The 17,397-nt window shown below is 52.0% G+C and carries 14 protein-coding genes; 12 read left to right on the top strand and 2 right to left on the bottom strand.

The window, feature by feature from the left end; all coding sequences use genetic code 11:
* Positions 1 to 6: 6 nt before the first annotated feature.
* Together C1876_RS04515 and C1876_RS04510 are read right to left on the bottom strand one after the other, a co-directional pair.
* Complete coding sequence (locus tag C1876_RS04515; RefSeq protein WP_114545522.1) at positions 7 to 1,848, bottom strand: ABC transporter ATP-binding protein; 1,842 nt, start codon at positions 1,846 to 1,848, stop codon at positions 7 to 9.
* Positions 1,849 to 1,863: 15 nt separating this feature from the next.
* The gene (locus C1876_RS04510; protein WP_244910035.1) at positions 1,864 to 2,727 is read right to left on the bottom strand and encodes an ABC transporter permease; all 864 of its coding nucleotides are present in this window, start codon (positions 2,725 to 2,727) and stop codon (positions 1,864 to 1,866) included.
* 141 nt (positions 2,728 to 2,868) lie between these two features.
* Between C1876_RS04510 and C1876_RS04505 the strand changes: the two genes are divergently transcribed.
* From C1876_RS04505 to C1876_RS04450, 12 genes are all read left to right on the top strand, one after another.
* Positions 2,869 to 3,849, top strand: a complete 981-nt coding sequence (locus tag C1876_RS04505) for a glycosyltransferase (RefSeq protein WP_114545520.1) — start codon at positions 2,869 to 2,871, stop codon at positions 3,847 to 3,849.
* Positions 3,850 to 3,858: 9 nt separating this feature from the next.
* Positions 3,859 to 4,968: a glycosyltransferase family 2 protein gene (locus C1876_RS04500; RefSeq protein WP_114545519.1), complete on the top strand. Its 1,110-nt coding sequence runs from the start codon at positions 3,859 to 3,861 to the stop codon at positions 4,966 to 4,968.
* A 98-nt stretch (positions 4,969 to 5,066) separates the two neighbouring features.
* On the top strand, positions 5,067 to 6,194 hold the full coding sequence (locus tag C1876_RS04495; protein WP_114545518.1) for an MraY family glycosyltransferase: 1,128 nt from the start codon (positions 5,067 to 5,069) through the stop codon (positions 6,192 to 6,194).
* 10 nt (positions 6,195 to 6,204) lie between these two features.
* Positions 6,205 to 7,194: an LCP family protein gene (locus C1876_RS04490; protein WP_114545543.1), complete on the top strand. Its 990-nt coding sequence runs from the start codon at positions 6,205 to 6,207 to the stop codon at positions 7,192 to 7,194.
* Between the two features lie 77 nt (positions 7,195 to 7,271).
* A complete protein-coding gene (locus tag C1876_RS04485; RefSeq protein ID WP_244910034.1) occupies positions 7,272 to 8,084 on the top strand; it encodes an ABC transporter permease in 813 nt (270 codons plus the stop codon).
* On the top strand, positions 8,074 to 8,874 hold the full coding sequence (locus C1876_RS04480; protein ID WP_114545517.1) for an ABC transporter ATP-binding protein: 801 nt from the start codon (positions 8,074 to 8,076) through the stop codon (positions 8,872 to 8,874). The genes C1876_RS04485 and C1876_RS04480 overlap by 11 nt, the downstream gene beginning before the upstream one ends.
* A gap of 86 nt (positions 8,875 to 8,960) precedes the next feature.
* The gene (locus tag C1876_RS04475) at positions 8,961 to 10,040 is read left to right on the top strand and encodes a CDP-glycerol glycerophosphotransferase family protein (RefSeq protein ID WP_342352525.1); all 1,080 of its coding nucleotides are present in this window, start codon (positions 8,961 to 8,963) and stop codon (positions 10,038 to 10,040) included.
* A gap of 4 nt (positions 10,041 to 10,044) precedes the next feature.
* Positions 10,045 to 11,334: a sugar-transfer associated ATP-grasp domain-containing protein gene (locus tag C1876_RS04470; RefSeq protein ID WP_158544609.1), complete on the top strand. Its 1,290-nt coding sequence runs from the start codon at positions 10,045 to 10,047 to the stop codon at positions 11,332 to 11,334.
* Positions 11,280 to 11,828, top strand: coding sequence for a hypothetical protein (locus tag C1876_RS04465; RefSeq protein ID WP_148044524.1), 549 nt, complete (start codon positions 11,280 to 11,282; stop codon positions 11,826 to 11,828). Before C1876_RS04470 ends, C1876_RS04465 begins: the two co-directional genes overlap by 55 nt.
* Before the next feature lie 77 nt (positions 11,829 to 11,905).
* The gene (locus C1876_RS04460; protein WP_114545541.1) at positions 11,906 to 12,880 is read left to right on the top strand and encodes a N(5)-(carboxyethyl)ornithine synthase; all 975 of its coding nucleotides are present in this window, start codon (positions 11,906 to 11,908) and stop codon (positions 12,878 to 12,880) included.
* Positions 12,881 to 12,918: 38 nt separating this feature from the next.
* Positions 12,919 to 15,141: a sugar-transfer associated ATP-grasp domain-containing protein gene (locus C1876_RS04455; RefSeq protein WP_114545513.1), complete on the top strand. Its 2,223-nt coding sequence runs from the start codon at positions 12,919 to 12,921 to the stop codon at positions 15,139 to 15,141.
* A gap of 40 nt (positions 15,142 to 15,181) precedes the next feature.
* Positions 15,182 to 17,395, top strand: coding sequence for a sugar-transfer associated ATP-grasp domain-containing protein (locus C1876_RS04450; RefSeq protein ID WP_114545512.1), 2,214 nt, complete (start codon positions 15,182 to 15,184; stop codon positions 17,393 to 17,395).
* The last annotated feature ends 2 nt before the right edge of the window (positions 17,396 to 17,397 follow it).

Raw genomic sequence — 17,397 nt, 5'->3', positions numbered from 1 at the left:
CGCCTTCTAGATCTTCGACGGGCTGGCGTGTGCATCGTCGAATGCTTCGACGAGCAACTCGCGATCAAGGCGGGCGACGCCGCTCTCTTTACCGATGAACACCAGCTTGTCGATTTTGTCGGCGTTGTCGTGCACGAAGTCGAGACACTGAGCGATATCGTCGAGGTCGGTGGGGTTCTCGAGGAGCAGCGCACCGCCGACCTTTGCCGCGTAGGCGCCGCAGCCGAGCAGTTCGGGCCACTGCGAGAGCGAGAGCGATGCGATGCACAGCTCGTTCGCGCGGCCCCGTGTTGCCCGGATATGCTCGAGCGTGCGCTCGCAAATAGCCGTGCAGGTGGCTTGCGAGGTGTCGCGTGCGATACGTTCCACTTCGATGCCGCGTTGGCGGAGGTGCTCGTCGAGGGCGTGGTCGGCTGCGACGCCGACAATGAGTGCGCGACTTTGGCCTCCTTCAGAGAAGGCGGTGGCAAGGCGATCGAGGGGAGCTTCGCCGCGCGTGGTGATGACAGGGCAACCCTTGGCGCAGATCAAGGGTGCCGTTGCGAGCGACTCCGGGTTGTCGTCGAAGTCAACGATAACAGCCTCGTTACCCCAGAGGCCGTGCGAGATTCCATAACGATGCAAATCGAGTGATAGGTCGAGCACACTGCCGTCGTTGACGAACGGCACGACGGTCGGTGACCAAGGCAGGCGCTTGAGCATCGCGAGTGGTTCGGTTGCGTTTTCTCCACAGTCGACAAAGTAAATGGTGGAGGGCTTGGACTCTCGTAAGATGGAGGCGACGGTGTCGGGAAGCCTGTCGGGCTTGATCGAGAGGACGGGCGCGTCGATGGCGCCCGCCAAGCCGCTTCCGATAATGGCGTTGATGTGCGTCGCGCCGCATACCAGAACGGCGGCGTTGAAGCCGCCTCCCCAGCCTTTTGCGGCAAGTTGAACCGACGTGCTGTTAGCGTCGTCTCCCGAGATAACGCTAAAATCCCCGTCCTCGTGCTCGCCGCCGCTTTTCAGCGCCTCGAACACGCGCTGCTCGGCCTCCGGGCTGCCGGTACGGCCACCGAGGCCGCCGTACACGCGGCATACGGATGAGGCGTCGCCCATCATACGTGTATGGCCCTTTTCGATCCAGATGACCTTGTTGCACAGACGCTCAATCTGGGCATTGCTATGAGATACGATGAGTACGGTCACGTCGTGTTTCTCGATGAGTTCGCTGATACGGTCTTCGCATTTCTTCTGGAACATGAAGTCGCCGACCGACAGCACTTCGTCTACCACGAGTATTTCGGGAACGATCACCGTTGCGATGGCGAAGGCGATGCGGGCCACCATGCCTGAAGAGTAGTTCTTCAGTGGCATGTCCAAGAACTTTTCGATCTCGGCGAATTCCACGATCTCATCGAAGTGCTCGTTGATGAACTCCTTCGAATAGCCAAGGAGTGCTCCGTTCAGGTAGATATTCTCTCGAGCGGACAGCTCGTCGTCGAAGCCGGCGCCGAGCTCGATGAGCGGTGCGATGTTGCCGTTGATCTCGCAGGTACCCTTCGATGGTTCCAGAACGCCGGCGATGATCTTGAGCATGGTGGATTTGCCTGACCCGTTCGTGCCGATGATGCCGAACACATCCCCCTTTTTCACCTCGAACGATATATCGTCGAGTGCGGTGAAACCCTCGAAGAAAAGCTTGCGTCGAGCGATTTGGATGGCGTATTCCTTTAGGCTGTTAAGCTGTTCGGATGCCATGTTGAAGACCATGGACACGTGGTCGACCTTGACCATGGTCGGGCGGTTGTCGCTGCTGAGGTCTTCGATAACGTCAGCCAGTGCTGAAGTGTTGACTGTTTCGGGCATAACGAACCTTCGTTTCTAAACGTACAGTATGAATTTCTTTTGCTGCTTGCGGAATACAAGGGCGCCAATGACGAGCGCGATTGCCCCGCATCCGAAGCATATGATGTTTTGCATTAGGCTCGGAGTGATGCCGTACATGGCGACGTCGCGGAAGTACGTGACGTAGTAGTACATCGGATTGAATTGCATGACGCTTACCATCCAATCCGGAAGTATATCGACGGAGTAGAACAGAGGCGTCGCATACGTCCAGGCCGTCAAGATGACGCCCCAGAGGTGCATGATGTCGCGGAAGAACACGGACAACGATGAAAGCAGGAGCCCGAGGCCCAGGCTGAACATGAACAGGTAAGCGAGCAGAACCGGCACAAGCAGAAGGTTGATGGTGGGTGCCACCTGGAAGAACAGCATGACGAGGGCTACTGCGATCAAAGAGATTGCATAGTTCAAGAGCGCGAACAGCACCTTTTCGAGAGGGAACAGCATCTTGTTGATTCGAATCTTCTTAATAAGGGGTGCCGAATCGATGATCGATCCCATGGCTCCGGACGTGGCGTCGGACATGAAGGTAAACAGGGTCATGCCGAGGATCAGGTACACGGGGAATGGCCCGTCGACGCTCCCGCGGAAAACGACTGAGAAAACAGCGGAGAGCACGATCATCATGAGCAGCGGATTGAGCACCGACCAGAGCACGCCGAGCACGCTGCGGCGATATTTGAGCTTGAAATCCTTCGAGACGAGGGAGGTTAGGATGAACCAATCCCTCTTGAACTGTGTCTTAGCTACGCTCATAATGCAGATCGCTGCCTCTCCTGTGCGACGCGCGCCCCTGCGCGCTTCCCGTTGTGCAATCATCGCAAAGTAGCATGATACCATGGGGTGCAATTCCGCCCTTTGTTTTCATGAGTTTCGCGTAAGATGATATGCTCGCGTGACGGGTGGGGCGCGACGTTCAGCACGGTCTTGCGTATAATGAGAACTTCAGATCAAGCCGTCACGGAAAAGGCAGGTCCGTTCATGCAGAATGCACATCCCAGCGTTTCGGTGCTGGTTCCTATATACAACGTGCAGCGTTACCTGCCGCAATGCCTTGAGGCGCTGTGCGGGCAGACGTTGCGGGATTTGGAGATCGTGGCCATCAACGACGGCTCGACCGATGATTCGCTGGCGATCCTGCAGGAATGGGCGGCGAAAGACGATCGGATCGTGATCGTGGACAAGCCGAATTCGGGATACGGCGCTTCGATGAACCGCGGTATCGAAACGGCGCGCGGCACGTACGTCGGCATCGTCGAACCGGATGATTTTCCTGATCGCAGCATGTTCAAGCGGCTGCTGCGCATGGCGCAACGGCACGATTGCGATCTGGTGAAATGCAATTTCTACGAGCATTACGACGATCATGAAGACCGCATCCGCAACTTCGCCGCCTTTCCGTACAACACGCTGTTCGACCCGGTGGACAAACCGGGCATCATCTGCACGATTCCGGCTATCTGGACGGGACTCTATCGCAAAGCGCTCCTCGACGATGCGGGCATCCGCTTTCGCGAGACGCCGGGCGCGTCGTTTCAAGACACCTCGTTCGTCATGAAGGCATGGTTTGCGGCATCGCGCTGCGCGCTCGTGCGCAAGCCGCTGCTGCACTACCGCATGGACAACCCAGGATCGTCGGTGAAAACCACGGATAAGGTGTTCGTGGTGTGCGACGAGCTTGAGGAATGCGAGCGATTTTTGCGCGCACGTCCCGAACGGTGCCGGGCGCTGCTTCCGTGGTTCTACGTCGACAAGTGGAGCAAGTATCGCTGGAACTATGAACGCATCGATGCGAGTGCTCACGAAGCGTTCGCGGCGCGTATCGTCGATGAGTATCGGGCGGCGCGCGAGGCGGGGGAGCTTGACGTGTCGCTGTTCGATCCCGACAGCAGGGCGGCGCTTGAGGCGTTGCTCGCGAACGGTGCGGCCCGGTTCGCGGCCGACCATCCGGAAACCTACTAGGAGGCTGCTGTGGAGCGCGAGCGAGCGAATCCTATCGTGTCGGTCATCGTCCCTACGCACAATGCGGACGAATTCGTCGCGCAGTGCATCGACAGCGTGCTGGGGCAGTCGTTGAGCGATTTCGAGCTCATCTGCGTGGACGATGGCTCGACCGACGGTACCTGCGCCCTTGTCGAGGAGCGCGCGCAGCGCGACGCGCGCGTGTCGCTCATCCGTCAGGCGAACGCGGGTCCGGGCGTTGCGCGCAATGCGGGGCTCGATCGAGCGCGCGGCACGTACGTGTACTGCCTCGATGCCGACGACTATCTCGAGCGCGATATGCTGTTGCAGTGCGCGCGTGCGCTTGACGAGACCGGCGCCGACATGGCGCTCGTGGCGTTCCGCACGTTCAACCAGCGGGTTGGTCGGGCATTTCCGGCCGAGTGGGGAATGCGTCACGAGGAGGTCTATCCCGCGTACCCGGCCGGAACGTTCACGTGGGAGACGGCGCCCGAGCTTTTCTTCGAGACGGTGCAGAACGTACCGTGGAACAAGGTGGTGCGTCGCTCCCTGCTCGAGGAGCGGGGGATTCGCTTTCAGGAGCTGCGGCTGACGGAGGACTTGATGTATTCGCTGCCCGCGGCGGTGGCGTCGGGCAGCATCGTGCGGATCGCGCAACCGCTCATGGTGCATCGCGAATTCGCCGGCACGAATGCGATGGCCGACAAAGGTCGCTATCCGCTCGATTTTCTCAAGGCGTTCGAAGCGCTTGGGGCGTGGTTGCGGGAGGCGGGCCTCTACGAGCAGCTGCGTGCGGCGTATCAGACGTGGTTGCTCGATGCGGTGTATTACAACCTACCGACGTATCGCGATCACGAAGGGTTCGTCGCAGCCTACGCGCGCCTTACGGCCGAAGATCTGGCCGCGTTCGACTTGGCCGAGGTTGATCCGCGCGAGGTGCGCGACCCTCGCTATCGCGCGTTGCTCGAGGGGCTGCGTACGGGGTCGCGCGAGCGGTTCTTGCTCGCCTGCGCGAATATCGAAGCCGCCGAAGTGCAAGAGCAGAAGTGCGGATTCCAAGATGCGCAGGCTTCGATCAAGTGGCTCGCGCAGCGCTTGAAAGACCGTTTGCGGTCGTAAGAGGCTGCCTCGCATACCGGAGGGGGCCGTTCAGCTAATGCTGCTATAATGCTTTGGTTGAAGATGCGTGCCGTCTTGGGGAATCGACAAGGACAATCATGGAATGGTATCAGGCGGTAGTCGTGTTTGCCGTGGCCTTTGCGGTCACGTACTGCATGGTGCCCGTTTCCAAGAAAATCGCGTTTCGGATCGGTGCGATCGATTATCCGGGGTATCGTCGCATGAATCGCGAGCCTATTCCAAGGTGCGGCGGCATTGCGCTGTATCTGGGTCTGATCGCAGCGTGCTTCACCGTGTTTTTGGGCGTCCGGTTCTTCGATTGGTCGCTGCACGACCTGTACATCTTGAGCGACGTGAACTATATCCTGCTGTTCGTCGGCGTGACGGCGATGTTCACCGTGGGGCTCGTGGACGACATCACGCAGCTCTCGCCGGGGGTGAAGCTGCTCGGGCAAATCGCGGCGGCCACCATTGTGACGGTTTCCGGCATCACCATCGGAGCCGTGCGCGCGGCTGGTATGGGGGGCGGGGACTATTTTGCTCTCGGGTGGATTGACTATCCGCTGACCGTGCTATACCTTGTCGTGTTCGTCAATATCACGAATCTCATTGATGGGTTGGATGGCCTCGCATCGGGTCTCGTGGCTATTGTGACATGCAGCTTGCTGTATCTGGTCTGGATGCGAGGGAGCTTCACCCTTGTGCTTGTGTGCCTTGCGCTCATTGCCATCTGTCTTGCGTTTCTACGTTTTAACTTCTTTCCTGCGTCGGTTTTTATGGGGGACTCGGGTTCATTGTTGCTTGGCCTCGCGGTGGGTATCGTTTCGGTTGCGGGCGTTGTCCGTACGCAGAGCTTCGTAGTTATGCTTGTGCCGCTTGTGATTGCGGGTGTGCCGGTGCTCGATACGCTTTCTGCCGTCATCAGGCGCAAGCGAGTGCATCAGCCTGTAAAAGATGGGGATCTTGGTCATATACATCATCGTTTAATGCGTGCAGGGCTCAGCCAGAAGCGTTCGGTAGCGGTGTTATGGCTGTGCTCGGCGGCCCTTTCGTTGGCGGGATGCCTTCTCGGAAGTTTTTCGGGGCCGGTTCGATGGGCAGTGAGCATCGGCTTGGCTGTGGTTTTGTTCTTCGTAATCTGGAAATTTGGTCTCTTCAAACCTGTTTTGAAGCATCATTACGACAATCGGGGAAGACGCGGCCCCCGTGTTCCCCGACATCGATGATGTGAAGGTTATGGCAGAGATATCTGAAGCAGCAAAGAAACAATCGAAGAGGACGGCCGCTGCGGCGGTCGCCGTCGTTGCGGTGCTTTCTCTGGCGTTCATCGGCTTGGTATCGTTTCTCGACGGAACAGCTGATCGAGTGGAGGAGGGGAGCGTCTCCATCGAGTCAGCTTCGTCGACAAGCCCTTTCTACGTGCTGTTGATCGGATCGGACTCTCGTAAGGGAACGGCGCTGTATACCGGCAACAAAACGGATCATGCGCAAGTTGATCAGCACTCCGACGTTATGACGCTTATGCGTGTAGACCCGGAAACCTATACCATTACACTCGTGAGTATTCCCCGGGACACGGTGTTACAGGGGTCGTCATCGAAGATCAACGATGCACTTCTGGACAACGATCCCGAAGAGGTTGTTGCGGTTGCCGAACAACTGACGGGCGTCGAAATCGACTTCTACATGATGACCACGTTCACCTCGTTCGAAGCGCTTATCGACGCGCTTGGAGGGGTAACGGTAGATGTGCCGAAAGATGTAAAGGTCCCCGATCCTATGACGGCTGACAGTATATCGCTCAAGGCCGGCGCATCCCAACTGCTCGACGGCTCTGAGGCGCTTGTGCTTGCCCGTGCGCGCAAAGAATACGGCGATAATCAGGAGGCGTTGCGGCAGATCAATGTACGCAACCTTGAGATGGCCATGATTCAGAAAGTTCTCTCTCTCGATAGTGAAAAGAGCGCTAATGCTGTGTTGGTGGATCTCGAGGAAAACACCGAAACCAATTTGAATATGGCCTCGATCGGATACCTCGTTGTAGATTTCATTACCCATAGGGAAGATGTTACGGTTTACTCGGCAACGGGTCCGTACGCGGGGAGCGAGAATGCTGACGGCCTATGGGTCGTACGCGAGGATCCTGAAACATGGGCTGAGCTTATGGCTGTCGTTGATGCAGGTGATGACCCGGAAGGGATCGTGAGGCTCCCTTCGCATTCGTGACGCGGGATATGCGCCGAAGCTTGGGTGTGCTGTGATAGTATTTTGGTCAATAGTGTAATGCGTTGAATGGGAGTGTCGTGCTGCAAACGATGGCGACGATATTAAGGGACAACTGGGAGTGGCGTAAGCAGATTAGTCGCTTGGCGATTTTCGAATTAGTGAAGAAGAGCCGCGGTGCCGTCCTTGGATGGGCTTGGTTTTTTATCAAGCCCGCAATGTATATCTTCTGCTTCTGGTTTGCATTGGAGATCGGACTTCGTGCGGGAAGCAATGTTGAAGGGGCTCCTCCGTACATACTGTGGTTATGCGCTGGCCTCATCCCGTGGTTTTTCATGCAGGATATGCTTGGCTCGGGAATCGATGTTTTGCATCGGTATCCCTATCTGGTGAACAAGATTAAGTTTCCTCTGAGCGGTATTTCTACCATATATACGGGTGCGACTATGGTTGTGCAGCTGATGCTCATGGCTGTTCTGTTCGTGATCTATTTTGCATGCGGCATGCCGCTCGATGTATACCTTTTGCAGGTTCCTGTGCTCCTTCTTCTGATGTTTTTGTTTTGGGATGTGGTATCAATTCTTTTCTCGCAGCTCTCGGCTATGAGCAAAGATGTAAAAAACCTCATGGGAGCTATGTCCACACCGTTTTTTTGGCTTTCGGGAGTTTTGTTCAACGTTAAAAGCATTCATATCGAATGGGTGCAGTCTCTTTTGAACTTTAATCCGATCACATTTTTTGCCTCAGCGTTTCGCGGTGCTTTTTACGACAAAACCTGGTTTTGGGAGGATCCTGGCATGTGCATAGGATTTGCCGTCGTATTCTCTATCACGCTCATCGCCGCCTTGTTCGTCTATCAGAGGTTTAACGAGGAGGTATCCGATGTCCTCTAGTGATAAAGAGGTTCAGATTCCGGGCGACGCAAAGTCGTTGCATAAGACGAGCGTGAGCGATGAGGTGGTTATTCGCTTCGACCATGTAACGAAGACGTATAATCTGTACAAGAATGATCGCGGACGCTTTCTGGGTATCTTCAATTATAAGAAGAAGGGTTCATTCATGGGCAGCGTCGATGCGAGCAAAGACCTGTCTTTCGAGATCAAGAAAGGTGAAGCAGTCGCTTTTTTGGGTCGGAATGGTGCAGGAAAGTCCACCGCTTTGAAAATGGTTACCGGGGTGACTCATCCTACGCGCGGGGAGGTGGAAGTTAAGGGGCGTGTAAGCGCGCTTTTGGAGCTGACTGCTGGGTTTGATATGCAATTGACGGGGCGTGAGAACATCGCCCTCCGTGGCCAGATACTTGGTCTCAGGAATTCTGAAATTAAAGATATCGAGCCGGCCATCATAGAGTTTGCCGAATTGGGCCTCTATGTAGACCAGCCCATGCGTACGTATTCGAGCGGTATGAAAGCGCGTTTGGGTTTTGCGTTTGCCGTGGCTATAGATCCTGAAATACTTGTAGTAGACGAGGCGCTTTCCGTCGGTGATCGGGCGTTTCAGAAAAAATGCATCCAACGTATTCGCGAAATCATGATGGATGAAAGCGTAACGGTTTTGTTCGTTACGCATGCTTCCTCTACGGCAAAGGAATTTTGCAGTAGAGGCATCGTGCTGAATGAGGGGACGAAAGTGTTCGATGGCTGCATTGATGATGCCACGACCTATTACGAGAAGAATTTTTAGAGGGCCGTCTGGTGCTGCATGAATTCAAGAGCCGCACAAAGGTGTTTCTACTCCTTGTGATCAGAGCATTTCTTTTCCTATGCTACATGCCGATGAAATTGTTCCGTACTGATAGTAAAAAAATACTGTTCCTTAGTAGGCAGAGTGATGTTCTGTCCTTGGATGCCTCTTTGCTTATCGAAGAGCTCAAGAAACGTTGTCCCGATGTGCGAGTTGTCTGCATATGTTGCAGAGTTAAACGGTCTCCAGCAAGTAAGATTATCTTTGCGACGTGCCTGATGAAGAGCTTGTACCATTTGGCAACATCCAAGGTGTGCGTGCTCGATTCGTACTGGCCTCCCGTTTCGTTGTTGAATCATAAACCAGAATTGAGGGTGATTCAAATGTGGCACGCCCTCGGTAAAATAAAGCAATCTGGTCGCCAAGCTCTTGATCAGCCTGGGGGAAGAGATGGCGAAACGGCCCGCGTACTCAAAATGCATCATGGATACGACTTTGTCATTGCGGGTGGCAAGCGGTGGAATCGTTTTTACGCTGAAGCGTTCGGTGTCCCAGAGACCGCAATTCGAAATGTGGGACTGCCACGCATTGACTATTTGTTGCAGAATTCGAATTCCATACGAAAGAACATCTTCTCGCTATTTCCGGATCTGTCCGAGAAGCCTGTAATTTTGTACGCACCAACATTCAGACGAGTTGGAAAAACAGATTTGGCCTCTTTACTGGATGCTCTTGATCTGGAGAAGTACTGTGTTGTCGTCAAGCCTCATCCAAATCAAGCAATGGAGAATGACTGTCGTGCAAAAAGATGCCCCTCGGTGTCCGCAATGGAATTACTTACGGTTGCGGAGTATCTTATTACCGATTATTCCGCCATTGCGCTTGAGGCGGCTGCGTTACGGGTGAAGACCTTGTACTACGCGTATGATTATGAATTGTATGAACGTACGACTGGTATGAACGTTGATTTGTATGAAGAGATGCCCGGTTGTGTTTTTGAGAGTGCCATTGACCTTTCTGCAGCGTTGTCGAAGCCGTATCCTTTCGATGCGTTTGAGCGATATAGGGATAACTTTCTTTTTGATTGCATAGGTAAGTCAACAGAATCGATCGCTGATGTTGTTTTCGACGAGGCTGGTTTGGCATCTAAGGGCGAGGGCCGGTGAAACTATGTGGAATGCAGTAAAGCGGTGCGTCAAAATCGCAAAGCTCTCGTTGCTCTGGTTGAGGCGAATACTCTTTGCACCGAATCATTTCGATGTGAATTTTTTTACTAAGCTCAGAATGAACATATGCGGCGGGTATCTTGCCGACCAGTATGTTCTTTACGATTTTAAGCACAACGACAGACGTGAGTACCTATCGGAATTCGATTGGTATCGTTCGCGCTGGATAAATGAACCATTCGATCAAATGTACAACAATAAGATCATATGCTCTGAGGTATTGAGCCGATATATAACGGTGCCGGAAAATCTTCTGATGAAGAATAAGGGTAAAATCGTCTCGCTGTGCTCCGATTCTGCAGACGGATATAGAACCTACGGCGATGTGATAAAAGCTTTGTCGGACGAAGGAGCTTTGTTCATGAAGCCTATAGCTGCAGGTAAAGGGAAAGACGTTTTTCGTCTCGAAAAGGCAGATGGAGGCATTGTCGTCGATGGCGATCTTCTGACGGAGACGGAATTCGTTTCGTTTTTGGAATCAAAAGACGCGTGGTTTCTCTCCAAGGCCGTGAAGCAGCATCCGTTTCTAGACGAAATCTATGACAAGACTACCAATACAATGAGGGTGATTACCTTACGCGATCCCTCAACTGGCACGTATAAAGTGTTTTTCGCGGTGCTCCGTATCGGAACTCACGAGACAATTCCCGTCGACAACGGAAGTCGAGGAGGGTTGGTCGCCATGATTGATCTGGAGACCGGTGAGCTCTCTGAGGCGCGCTCGCTGCATGCATTAGGGGCTTCTCAGGTGCACCCCGATTCTGGATACCAAATACAAGGAGCCGTCGTGCCTGATTGGCCCGAGGTTAAAGATGAAATTTTATCTTTAGCAAGACGTTTTCCTTTTGCGCCGTTCACGGCGTGGGATGTGCTGCTGACTTCTCAAGGTGTATGTATCATCGAAGCGAATACAAGTTCTGGAGTCAACATCATTCAATTATGGGGGCCGCAAAAGGACAATGAGCTCGGAGATTTTTACCGATTTCACAAAGTTGGCCATAATTACGCAGCGCACGACACCCCTCTCTATAGCCGGCCGTTCCTCACGACGAACACTAAATATAGCAGGAACGTATTCGCAATAGAACATCTTGGTGTAATTCTCTACGGATTCCGCGACTCCCTGCAACGAAGCTATCGAATGGCTTTCGAGGAAGCCGATGGGGGAATTACCGCAGTGTGCCGAAACATCTTTCGGTCGTCGATGGCGAGACGCTTCTCGAACGGACGGTGAGATTGGTCAAAGAGCTCAATCCTGAAGCAGAGGTGGTTATATCCTCTTCGGATGAGCGGTATGAAATCCCGCAAGCGCGTCGGCATTCTCCCGAGCGGGACGCATACGAGTTGGATCGATTTTGCTTTGAATTAATTGAAGACGAAACATGTTTCTTGTACGGCGATGTGTTCTACACGAACGAAGTCATGGAGAGCATTCTGAGCACACCGTGTGAAGGAATGCTTTTCTGGGGAAGCGCGACATCGATCTATGCGGTGAGAGTAAAACGAGGCGCCATTCTTCGGCAATGCATTGAGATTCTTCGCGGGAAGATAGTAGCGAGGGAGATAGACGATGCGAAAGGCTGGCAAGTGTATCATCTGTACAATGAAATGCCGCTCGAGGGCCGCGAGATCGGAGGCGGTTTTTGCATCGTATCCGATGAAACGATGGATTTCAATTGCCCTGAGGACTACGACAGTTTCGTTCTCCGTCACGAATCGAAGAATTGAATCGAAGAATAAGTACGTGTTGATGCGCCGAGCTTGTTGGCGTGGGCATACTAGCGCAATTTTGGGAGGTTTTGATTATGAAGACGATGGGATTCGTTAAGAGCCACAAATGCGGTGAGAAGAGACGAGCTCTTATTCCGACCGATTTCCAGTCGATAAAGCATAGGGATTCGCTCTACTTCGAGCAGGGGTATGGGGAATCGGTCGGGTTTTCGGATGAGGATTATGCAAGTTTGGGAGCTCATATCGTATCTCGGGAAGAGTGCCTCGCATGCGATATCATCACCGATGTCAAGTTGGGCGATGCTGATTATCTCGACGACATTGAGGATGGAAAAGTCCTGTTCGGGTGGGCGCATGCCGTGCAGTCCCTCGACTTTACCAGCTCCGTGATCAAGGGGTCTCATACGGTGGTTGCATGGGAAGAGATATTCGAGGACGGTCGATACATTTTTTACAGAAACAGAGAGATTGCTGGCGAAGCGGGTGTGTTGCAGGCGTATATGTACTGCGGGAAAATGCCCTATGATACACGTGTTGCGATTTTGGGCAATGGCCAGACGGCGAAGGGGGCAATGCGCATTCTCCACGGGCTTGGTGCGGAGGTGGACGTGTATCCTAGAAGGTTGGAGAAGCTTTTCCGTAAAAATATGTTCGATTATGACGTTCTCGTTAATTGTGTTATGTGGGATACAAACCGTACGGACAGAATAATCTATCGAGAAGACCTCTCTAAAATGAAGACTGGTACGATGATCATTGATATCAGTTGCGACCCAGGTCTTGAAGTTGAGACAACGCGTGCGACGACAATTGAGGACCCCGTATATGAAGTGGATGGGGTAATCCATTACGCGGTTGACAACACGCCCGCAATGTACCCCATTACTGTTACTAAAACTCTGAGCTCGGGAATTTCGAAATACATCGACATCATGATAGAGGGGGAATACCCTGGCAACGTTCAGGAGGCGACCGTTATCAGGGGAGGTCGCATTCAGGATGAGCGAATCCGCTCTTTCAGAGAAGCGAGAGGGCTTTTTTGTGAGTGATTCGTTTCATGCGGGCAGGCTGATGCGTTTCGGGTTTCATGGAGCTGTTTGTGGGTAATCAAAGAAGCATGACGCGAAGCGCCCGACATATCCGTCGGGCGCTTCAAAAGGCTATGCGCATATTGCGTGGATTCTCTCCGCGGGGATCCTCGTACTGGGCTTATCTTGAGCAAAGCGATGAATTTGAGTTTTCGAACATGAGTTCAAGAGAGCTCCGTCGAATTCATCGCAAGGGTTTTTCGGTTGAAGATTTCACCCAGATTGGCGATTGCGGCCGTGATCACCTGCGAGGTTTGTCCGACTATTGGTATTTGTACTTATACCCGCTGCAGGGTAAATTCAACCGACTCGTCAATGATCCCCTAACGGTTCGGTATGTGTTCGATCGCTATGGTGACTTGTTTCCGAAATACTACTACTCGCTCATTAAAAAAGAGGGAACGACGGTTTATGTCCCCCTGCAGGATGCCCCAGCTTGCGAGGGATGCGATTGCGATGCAATAGAAAAACTCCTACGCGAAGGTGCCAACCTTATCGTGAAGAGTCCCAAGGGCGATCCATCATTGTCCGAGGGGGCGTCGCGCGGAATTAGTCTATCGTATGAAAAGGGCACGTTTTTTCAAGAGGGAGTTCCATCGTCCCGATCGGAAATCACCGCCGTTCTTGAGGGCATGCCGGCGCGTAGTATCGTGCTTGAGGATATGGATAAGTCGCACTCGCTTGGCGAGGCAGGTGCTTTGCAAGCGCGTGCCGTTCAGTTCGTAGTATGCAATCTTGACGGCGTGTCTCCTGAGATCGTTCAGGTCTATACGGTGCTCGACGACCATACATCTCGGTCTCAGATTAGGACGATAGATAAAACGACAGGGATAATTTCAGGTTCGATTTCAGTATCAGAACAGCACGGATCGCATCTCGAATACGAAGCTGTTCCGCTTTGGGATGACCTCGTGTCTGCTGTTTTGTCGGCTTCCGCATACGTGCCAGAACTCGAATACCTTGGATTCAAAGTAGTCGTCTGTGAGCGCTCTTTTAAGGTTGTTGAGATATCAGCATGTCCGCAGCTTTTTTGGGGGAAGACGGACGACGATGATTTGTGGAGGTATCTCGATAGTGCGTTGGACGCAAAGCGGAAGCGCGGCGGCTTCTTGCAGATCGCAAGACAGGTGTTACGTAAGTGTTCTGATCTTTGGATTCTCGATAAGACCGGTTTTATGGGGTATATGTATCGAAGTTGGAAGCGCGATTTACGCATTGATTCGCAAAGCAGCACGCTTCATAGGAAAGAAATAAATTGGGCTCATGACAAAGGCTTCTTTTCTTATCGTATCAAACAGTATGGGCTGACGGATGATAACTACAGCGAGTTCTTGTCCGACAGGGAATACCGATGGTTGAGGCCCATCAACTGCGAATATAGAAAGTGGGTATACGATAAGGTCAGTTTCCGATATGTGCTGGATAGGTATCGTGAATTTTTGCCGAAGTACTATTTTCACATCATGACTCGTAGTCAGGGAATGGTATGCGCTCCGATGATGGACTGTCCACTTGAGGATCGCGGAGGATTCGATTCCGTTTTAAGTCTGCTGAGGAAGAAGGGTGTGCTGGTTGCAAAGCCGACGGAAGGATCGAGGGGCATCGGATTTTGCAAGCTTGAATACAGCGAACATGGTTCTTATTTTTTGAATAATGAAGCAAAATCCGCTGATGAAATGCTATCCATATTACATGGGTTCGATGAAAACTACATCATTACGGAGTATATCGAACCCCATGATTTTATGAAAAAGCTCTCGCCGCATGCTGTTTCGACTATTCGCATCACGGTGGTAAATACTCGGGTTTCCGATCCTTGCATTCTCGATGCTTATGCAAGGATCGCTACTAACAAGACGGGCCTCACCGACAATGTGAGCAATGGGGGTATTTTTGCGCGTGTTGACATCGAATCCGGGCGTCTTCATTCAGGCGAGCTATCCTCGAACCATAATGTGACGCCTTGTGTACGGCATCCGGATAGTGGAGTTGGAATAGACGGTTTTATTCCTCATTGGGATGAGGTTAAGCAAACCGTTCGAGATATATGCGTGTACATTGCCCAGCTTGAGTATTTGGGTTTTGATGTTGCGATAACGAATGATGCTTTTAAGATTCTGGAAATCAATACGCATCAGGATCTTCATCGATACCCGAACTATGATCCTCGGTTGAAAGAGTATTTTCGGCGAAAGATCGAATACAAGAAGGCGAAACGTTAAGACGATAGCTCGTCGCAAGCGGAGCGAACAGGAAGAAGATATGAACCCGATCGGAAGACTTAAAAAAGAGCGTTTCATTGCCTCATGGAGAAAGCGGGGATGCTCGAGGCGCTTGGCGAATTCATGGTACAAAAAAGTGCTTGTCGATGAAGCGAGCGTTTCTGCCGAGAATCGCAAAGACATGGAATGGGCGCATGAGCGCGGTTTTCTCTACGAAAGTATTGAAAAATACGATCTCAAACGGAATTCCGATAGGGTAATTAGCGATCTGGATTACCTGTTCCTGCAGCCGTTCAACAATAGTTTTTCAAAATGGATCGGTGATCTGGTCACGATAGAGCATATTCTCGCACGGTATTCAATGTTCCTTCCTCGGCTTTACTTCAACATCATTCGAAGAGAGCATGAGAACATTTTTCTTCCCTCCGACACGCTTAACAGGAGTGTCGGGGAGGGGTACGACGCTTTTGTCGAGTTGCTTGAGAAACGAGGGAAGCTGGTCGTTCGACCGACAGCACCGTCGAGGCGGCGTTGCAGCTATCTTGTTGAGCACGTTGGTGGCGATCAGTTTGCATTGAAGAGTGATCCAATCGGAAGTGAGTGGTTTAGGATATTCGGGTATCACTATGATCGAATGGCGCTGTTGAGTGCAGAAGATGAGTCTCCTCTCTACACCAAAAGCGATCTACATGAGTTGTTTTCGAAGTTTGAATACGGTCACGTCATTTGTGATTACTTCGAGCAGGCTTCGGGGTTCAGCGGCGTCGTTAAGCTTTACGTTGCAAATGAGCGTTTGGCTAAAACGGAGATACTGGATGCGTACGTTTTGGATCGAGGGCAGGATTCTGGTTTGGTGTATGCTCCGATTTCAGCTGAGGGTGTGTGCGATGGCCGCTCGGTTCCTCACTGGTCTGATATGGTTGAGGCTGTGAAGGGGATGGCCTCGTATATTAGCGAGATAGAATTCTTTACCGTTTATCTTATTCCGACAAAAGATTCATTTGTCGTATATTCGTTCTCCGCGAATCCCACCTTGCCTCTTGTGGAACACAGCCAAGAGCTCAATGAATATCTCATGAACAGGGCGAAAAAGAAGCACGAACTATTCGAGGTGGATGCCTCGTACGATTGGCACACCATTAAGACGAGGCATGAGAATCGTCTCATTAGAAAGCTATGTCGCTCTGGCGTGCGACCGTACATGCAGAAATTATGGTTCGATGCCGTTAAATCAGATTTTCACAATACCAAAAGTACGACCTTAAGGCAGAAACTATGGTGCTGGCGCCGCGGATTCCAGTCCTTTCGAATAGAACAATATCATTTGACCGAGGAAACCTATCGGACATACATATCGGATTATCAATATCATTGGTTGAACAGAATCAACAATCGTTTTCAAATTTGGGTAAACGATAAGACGACAACACGCTATGTCCTGGAGCCCTATAAGCATCTTTTGGCGGAGTACTATTACATTATTATCAAAATGGAAGGCGAGACGTGCCTGAAAACGCTTCAAGACGCACCGGATGGGATGGGCGCCACGTTCGCTGATCTCTTTTCCTTGTTGCAAGCAAAAGGATTATTGGCGCTGAAGCCCTCCTCGGGCACTCATGGTGATGGCTTTTATCGTCTTGAGTATGCAGGCTGCCGATATCTGGTTAACGGGGAAGAGAAGAGCGAAGCGGATATTGAAGAAATGATTCGCGGCTTCAATTCTTATTACATTGTCACCGAGTACCTCTTCCTGCATGAAGAATTGCGCAGAATTTATCCTCACTCGGTTAACACCATTCGAGTTGCGGTAGTGAATCAATCAGGTTTCGAGCCAAAAATCATGCAAACGTATATGCGCATTGGGTCTTCGAGTACTGGATTTACGGACAATGTAGGTTACGGAGGCATTTGCGCAAAGGTCGATATCGACACGGGGGAGTATTACTGTCCAGAGCGAATTGTGGACCATGTATTTGTTCCGTGTCCGGTTCACCCGGATACGGGAGTGCGGATCAAGGGTATTGTCCCGAATTGGAGCTACATGTGTGAAGAAGTGAAGAGCGTTTGCTCTTTTATGCCCGAACTCGAGTATCTGGGATTCGATATTGCTATTACCGATGACGGCTTCAAGATACTAGAAATAAATATTCATCAAGACCTTCATAAGGTTTATGAGCATTCGGATGAATTCAGGGAATACTTTAGGGATAAGATGCGATTGAAAGCGGAAGCGTATCACCTGGATACATGGTAAGC

The sequence above is a fragment of the Eggerthella sinensis genome (assembly GCF_003339815.1).
In the GTDB taxonomy this organism is placed as follows: domain Bacteria; phylum Actinomycetota; class Coriobacteriia; order Coriobacteriales; family Eggerthellaceae; genus Eggerthella; species Eggerthella sinensis.
The sequence above is the reverse complement of the archived record's forward strand: the minus strand, read 5'-3'. Positions and strand labels throughout refer to the sequence as shown.

What these genes read in the sequence shown, in the direction of transcription:
- C1876_RS04455 (WP_114545513.1), top strand. Translation starts at nt 12,919, where the DNA reads ATGGAGCTGTTTGTGGGTAATCAAAGAAGCATGACGCGAAGCGCCCGA.
- C1876_RS04510 (WP_244910035.1), bottom strand. Translation starts at nt 2,727, where the DNA reads ATGGTATCATGCTACTTTGCGATGATTGCACAACGGGAAGCGCGCAGG.
- C1876_RS04480 (WP_114545517.1), top strand. Translation starts at nt 8,074, where the DNA reads ATGTCCTCTAGTGATAAAGAGGTTCAGATTCCGGGCGACGCAAAGTCG.
- C1876_RS04460 (WP_114545541.1), top strand. Translation starts at nt 11,906, where the DNA reads ATGAAGACGATGGGATTCGTTAAGAGCCACAAATGCGGTGAGAAGAGA.
- C1876_RS04475 (WP_342352525.1), top strand. Translation starts at nt 8,961, where the DNA reads ATGCCGATGAAATTGTTCCGTACTGATAGTAAAAAAATACTGTTCCTT.
- C1876_RS04450 (WP_114545512.1), top strand. Translation starts at nt 15,182, where the DNA reads ATGAACCCGATCGGAAGACTTAAAAAAGAGCGTTTCATTGCCTCATGG.
- C1876_RS04495 (WP_114545518.1), top strand. Translation starts at nt 5,067, where the DNA reads ATGGAATGGTATCAGGCGGTAGTCGTGTTTGCCGTGGCCTTTGCGGTC.
- C1876_RS04505 (WP_114545520.1), top strand. Translation starts at nt 2,869, where the DNA reads ATGCAGAATGCACATCCCAGCGTTTCGGTGCTGGTTCCTATATACAAC.
- C1876_RS04515 (WP_114545522.1), bottom strand. Translation starts at nt 1,848, where the DNA reads ATGCCCGAAACAGTCAACACTTCAGCACTGGCTGACGTTATCGAAGAC.
- C1876_RS04470 (WP_158544609.1), top strand. Translation starts at nt 10,045, where the DNA reads ATGTGGAATGCAGTAAAGCGGTGCGTCAAAATCGCAAAGCTCTCGTTG.
- C1876_RS04490 (WP_114545543.1), top strand. Translation starts at nt 6,205, where the DNA reads ATGGCAGAGATATCTGAAGCAGCAAAGAAACAATCGAAGAGGACGGCC.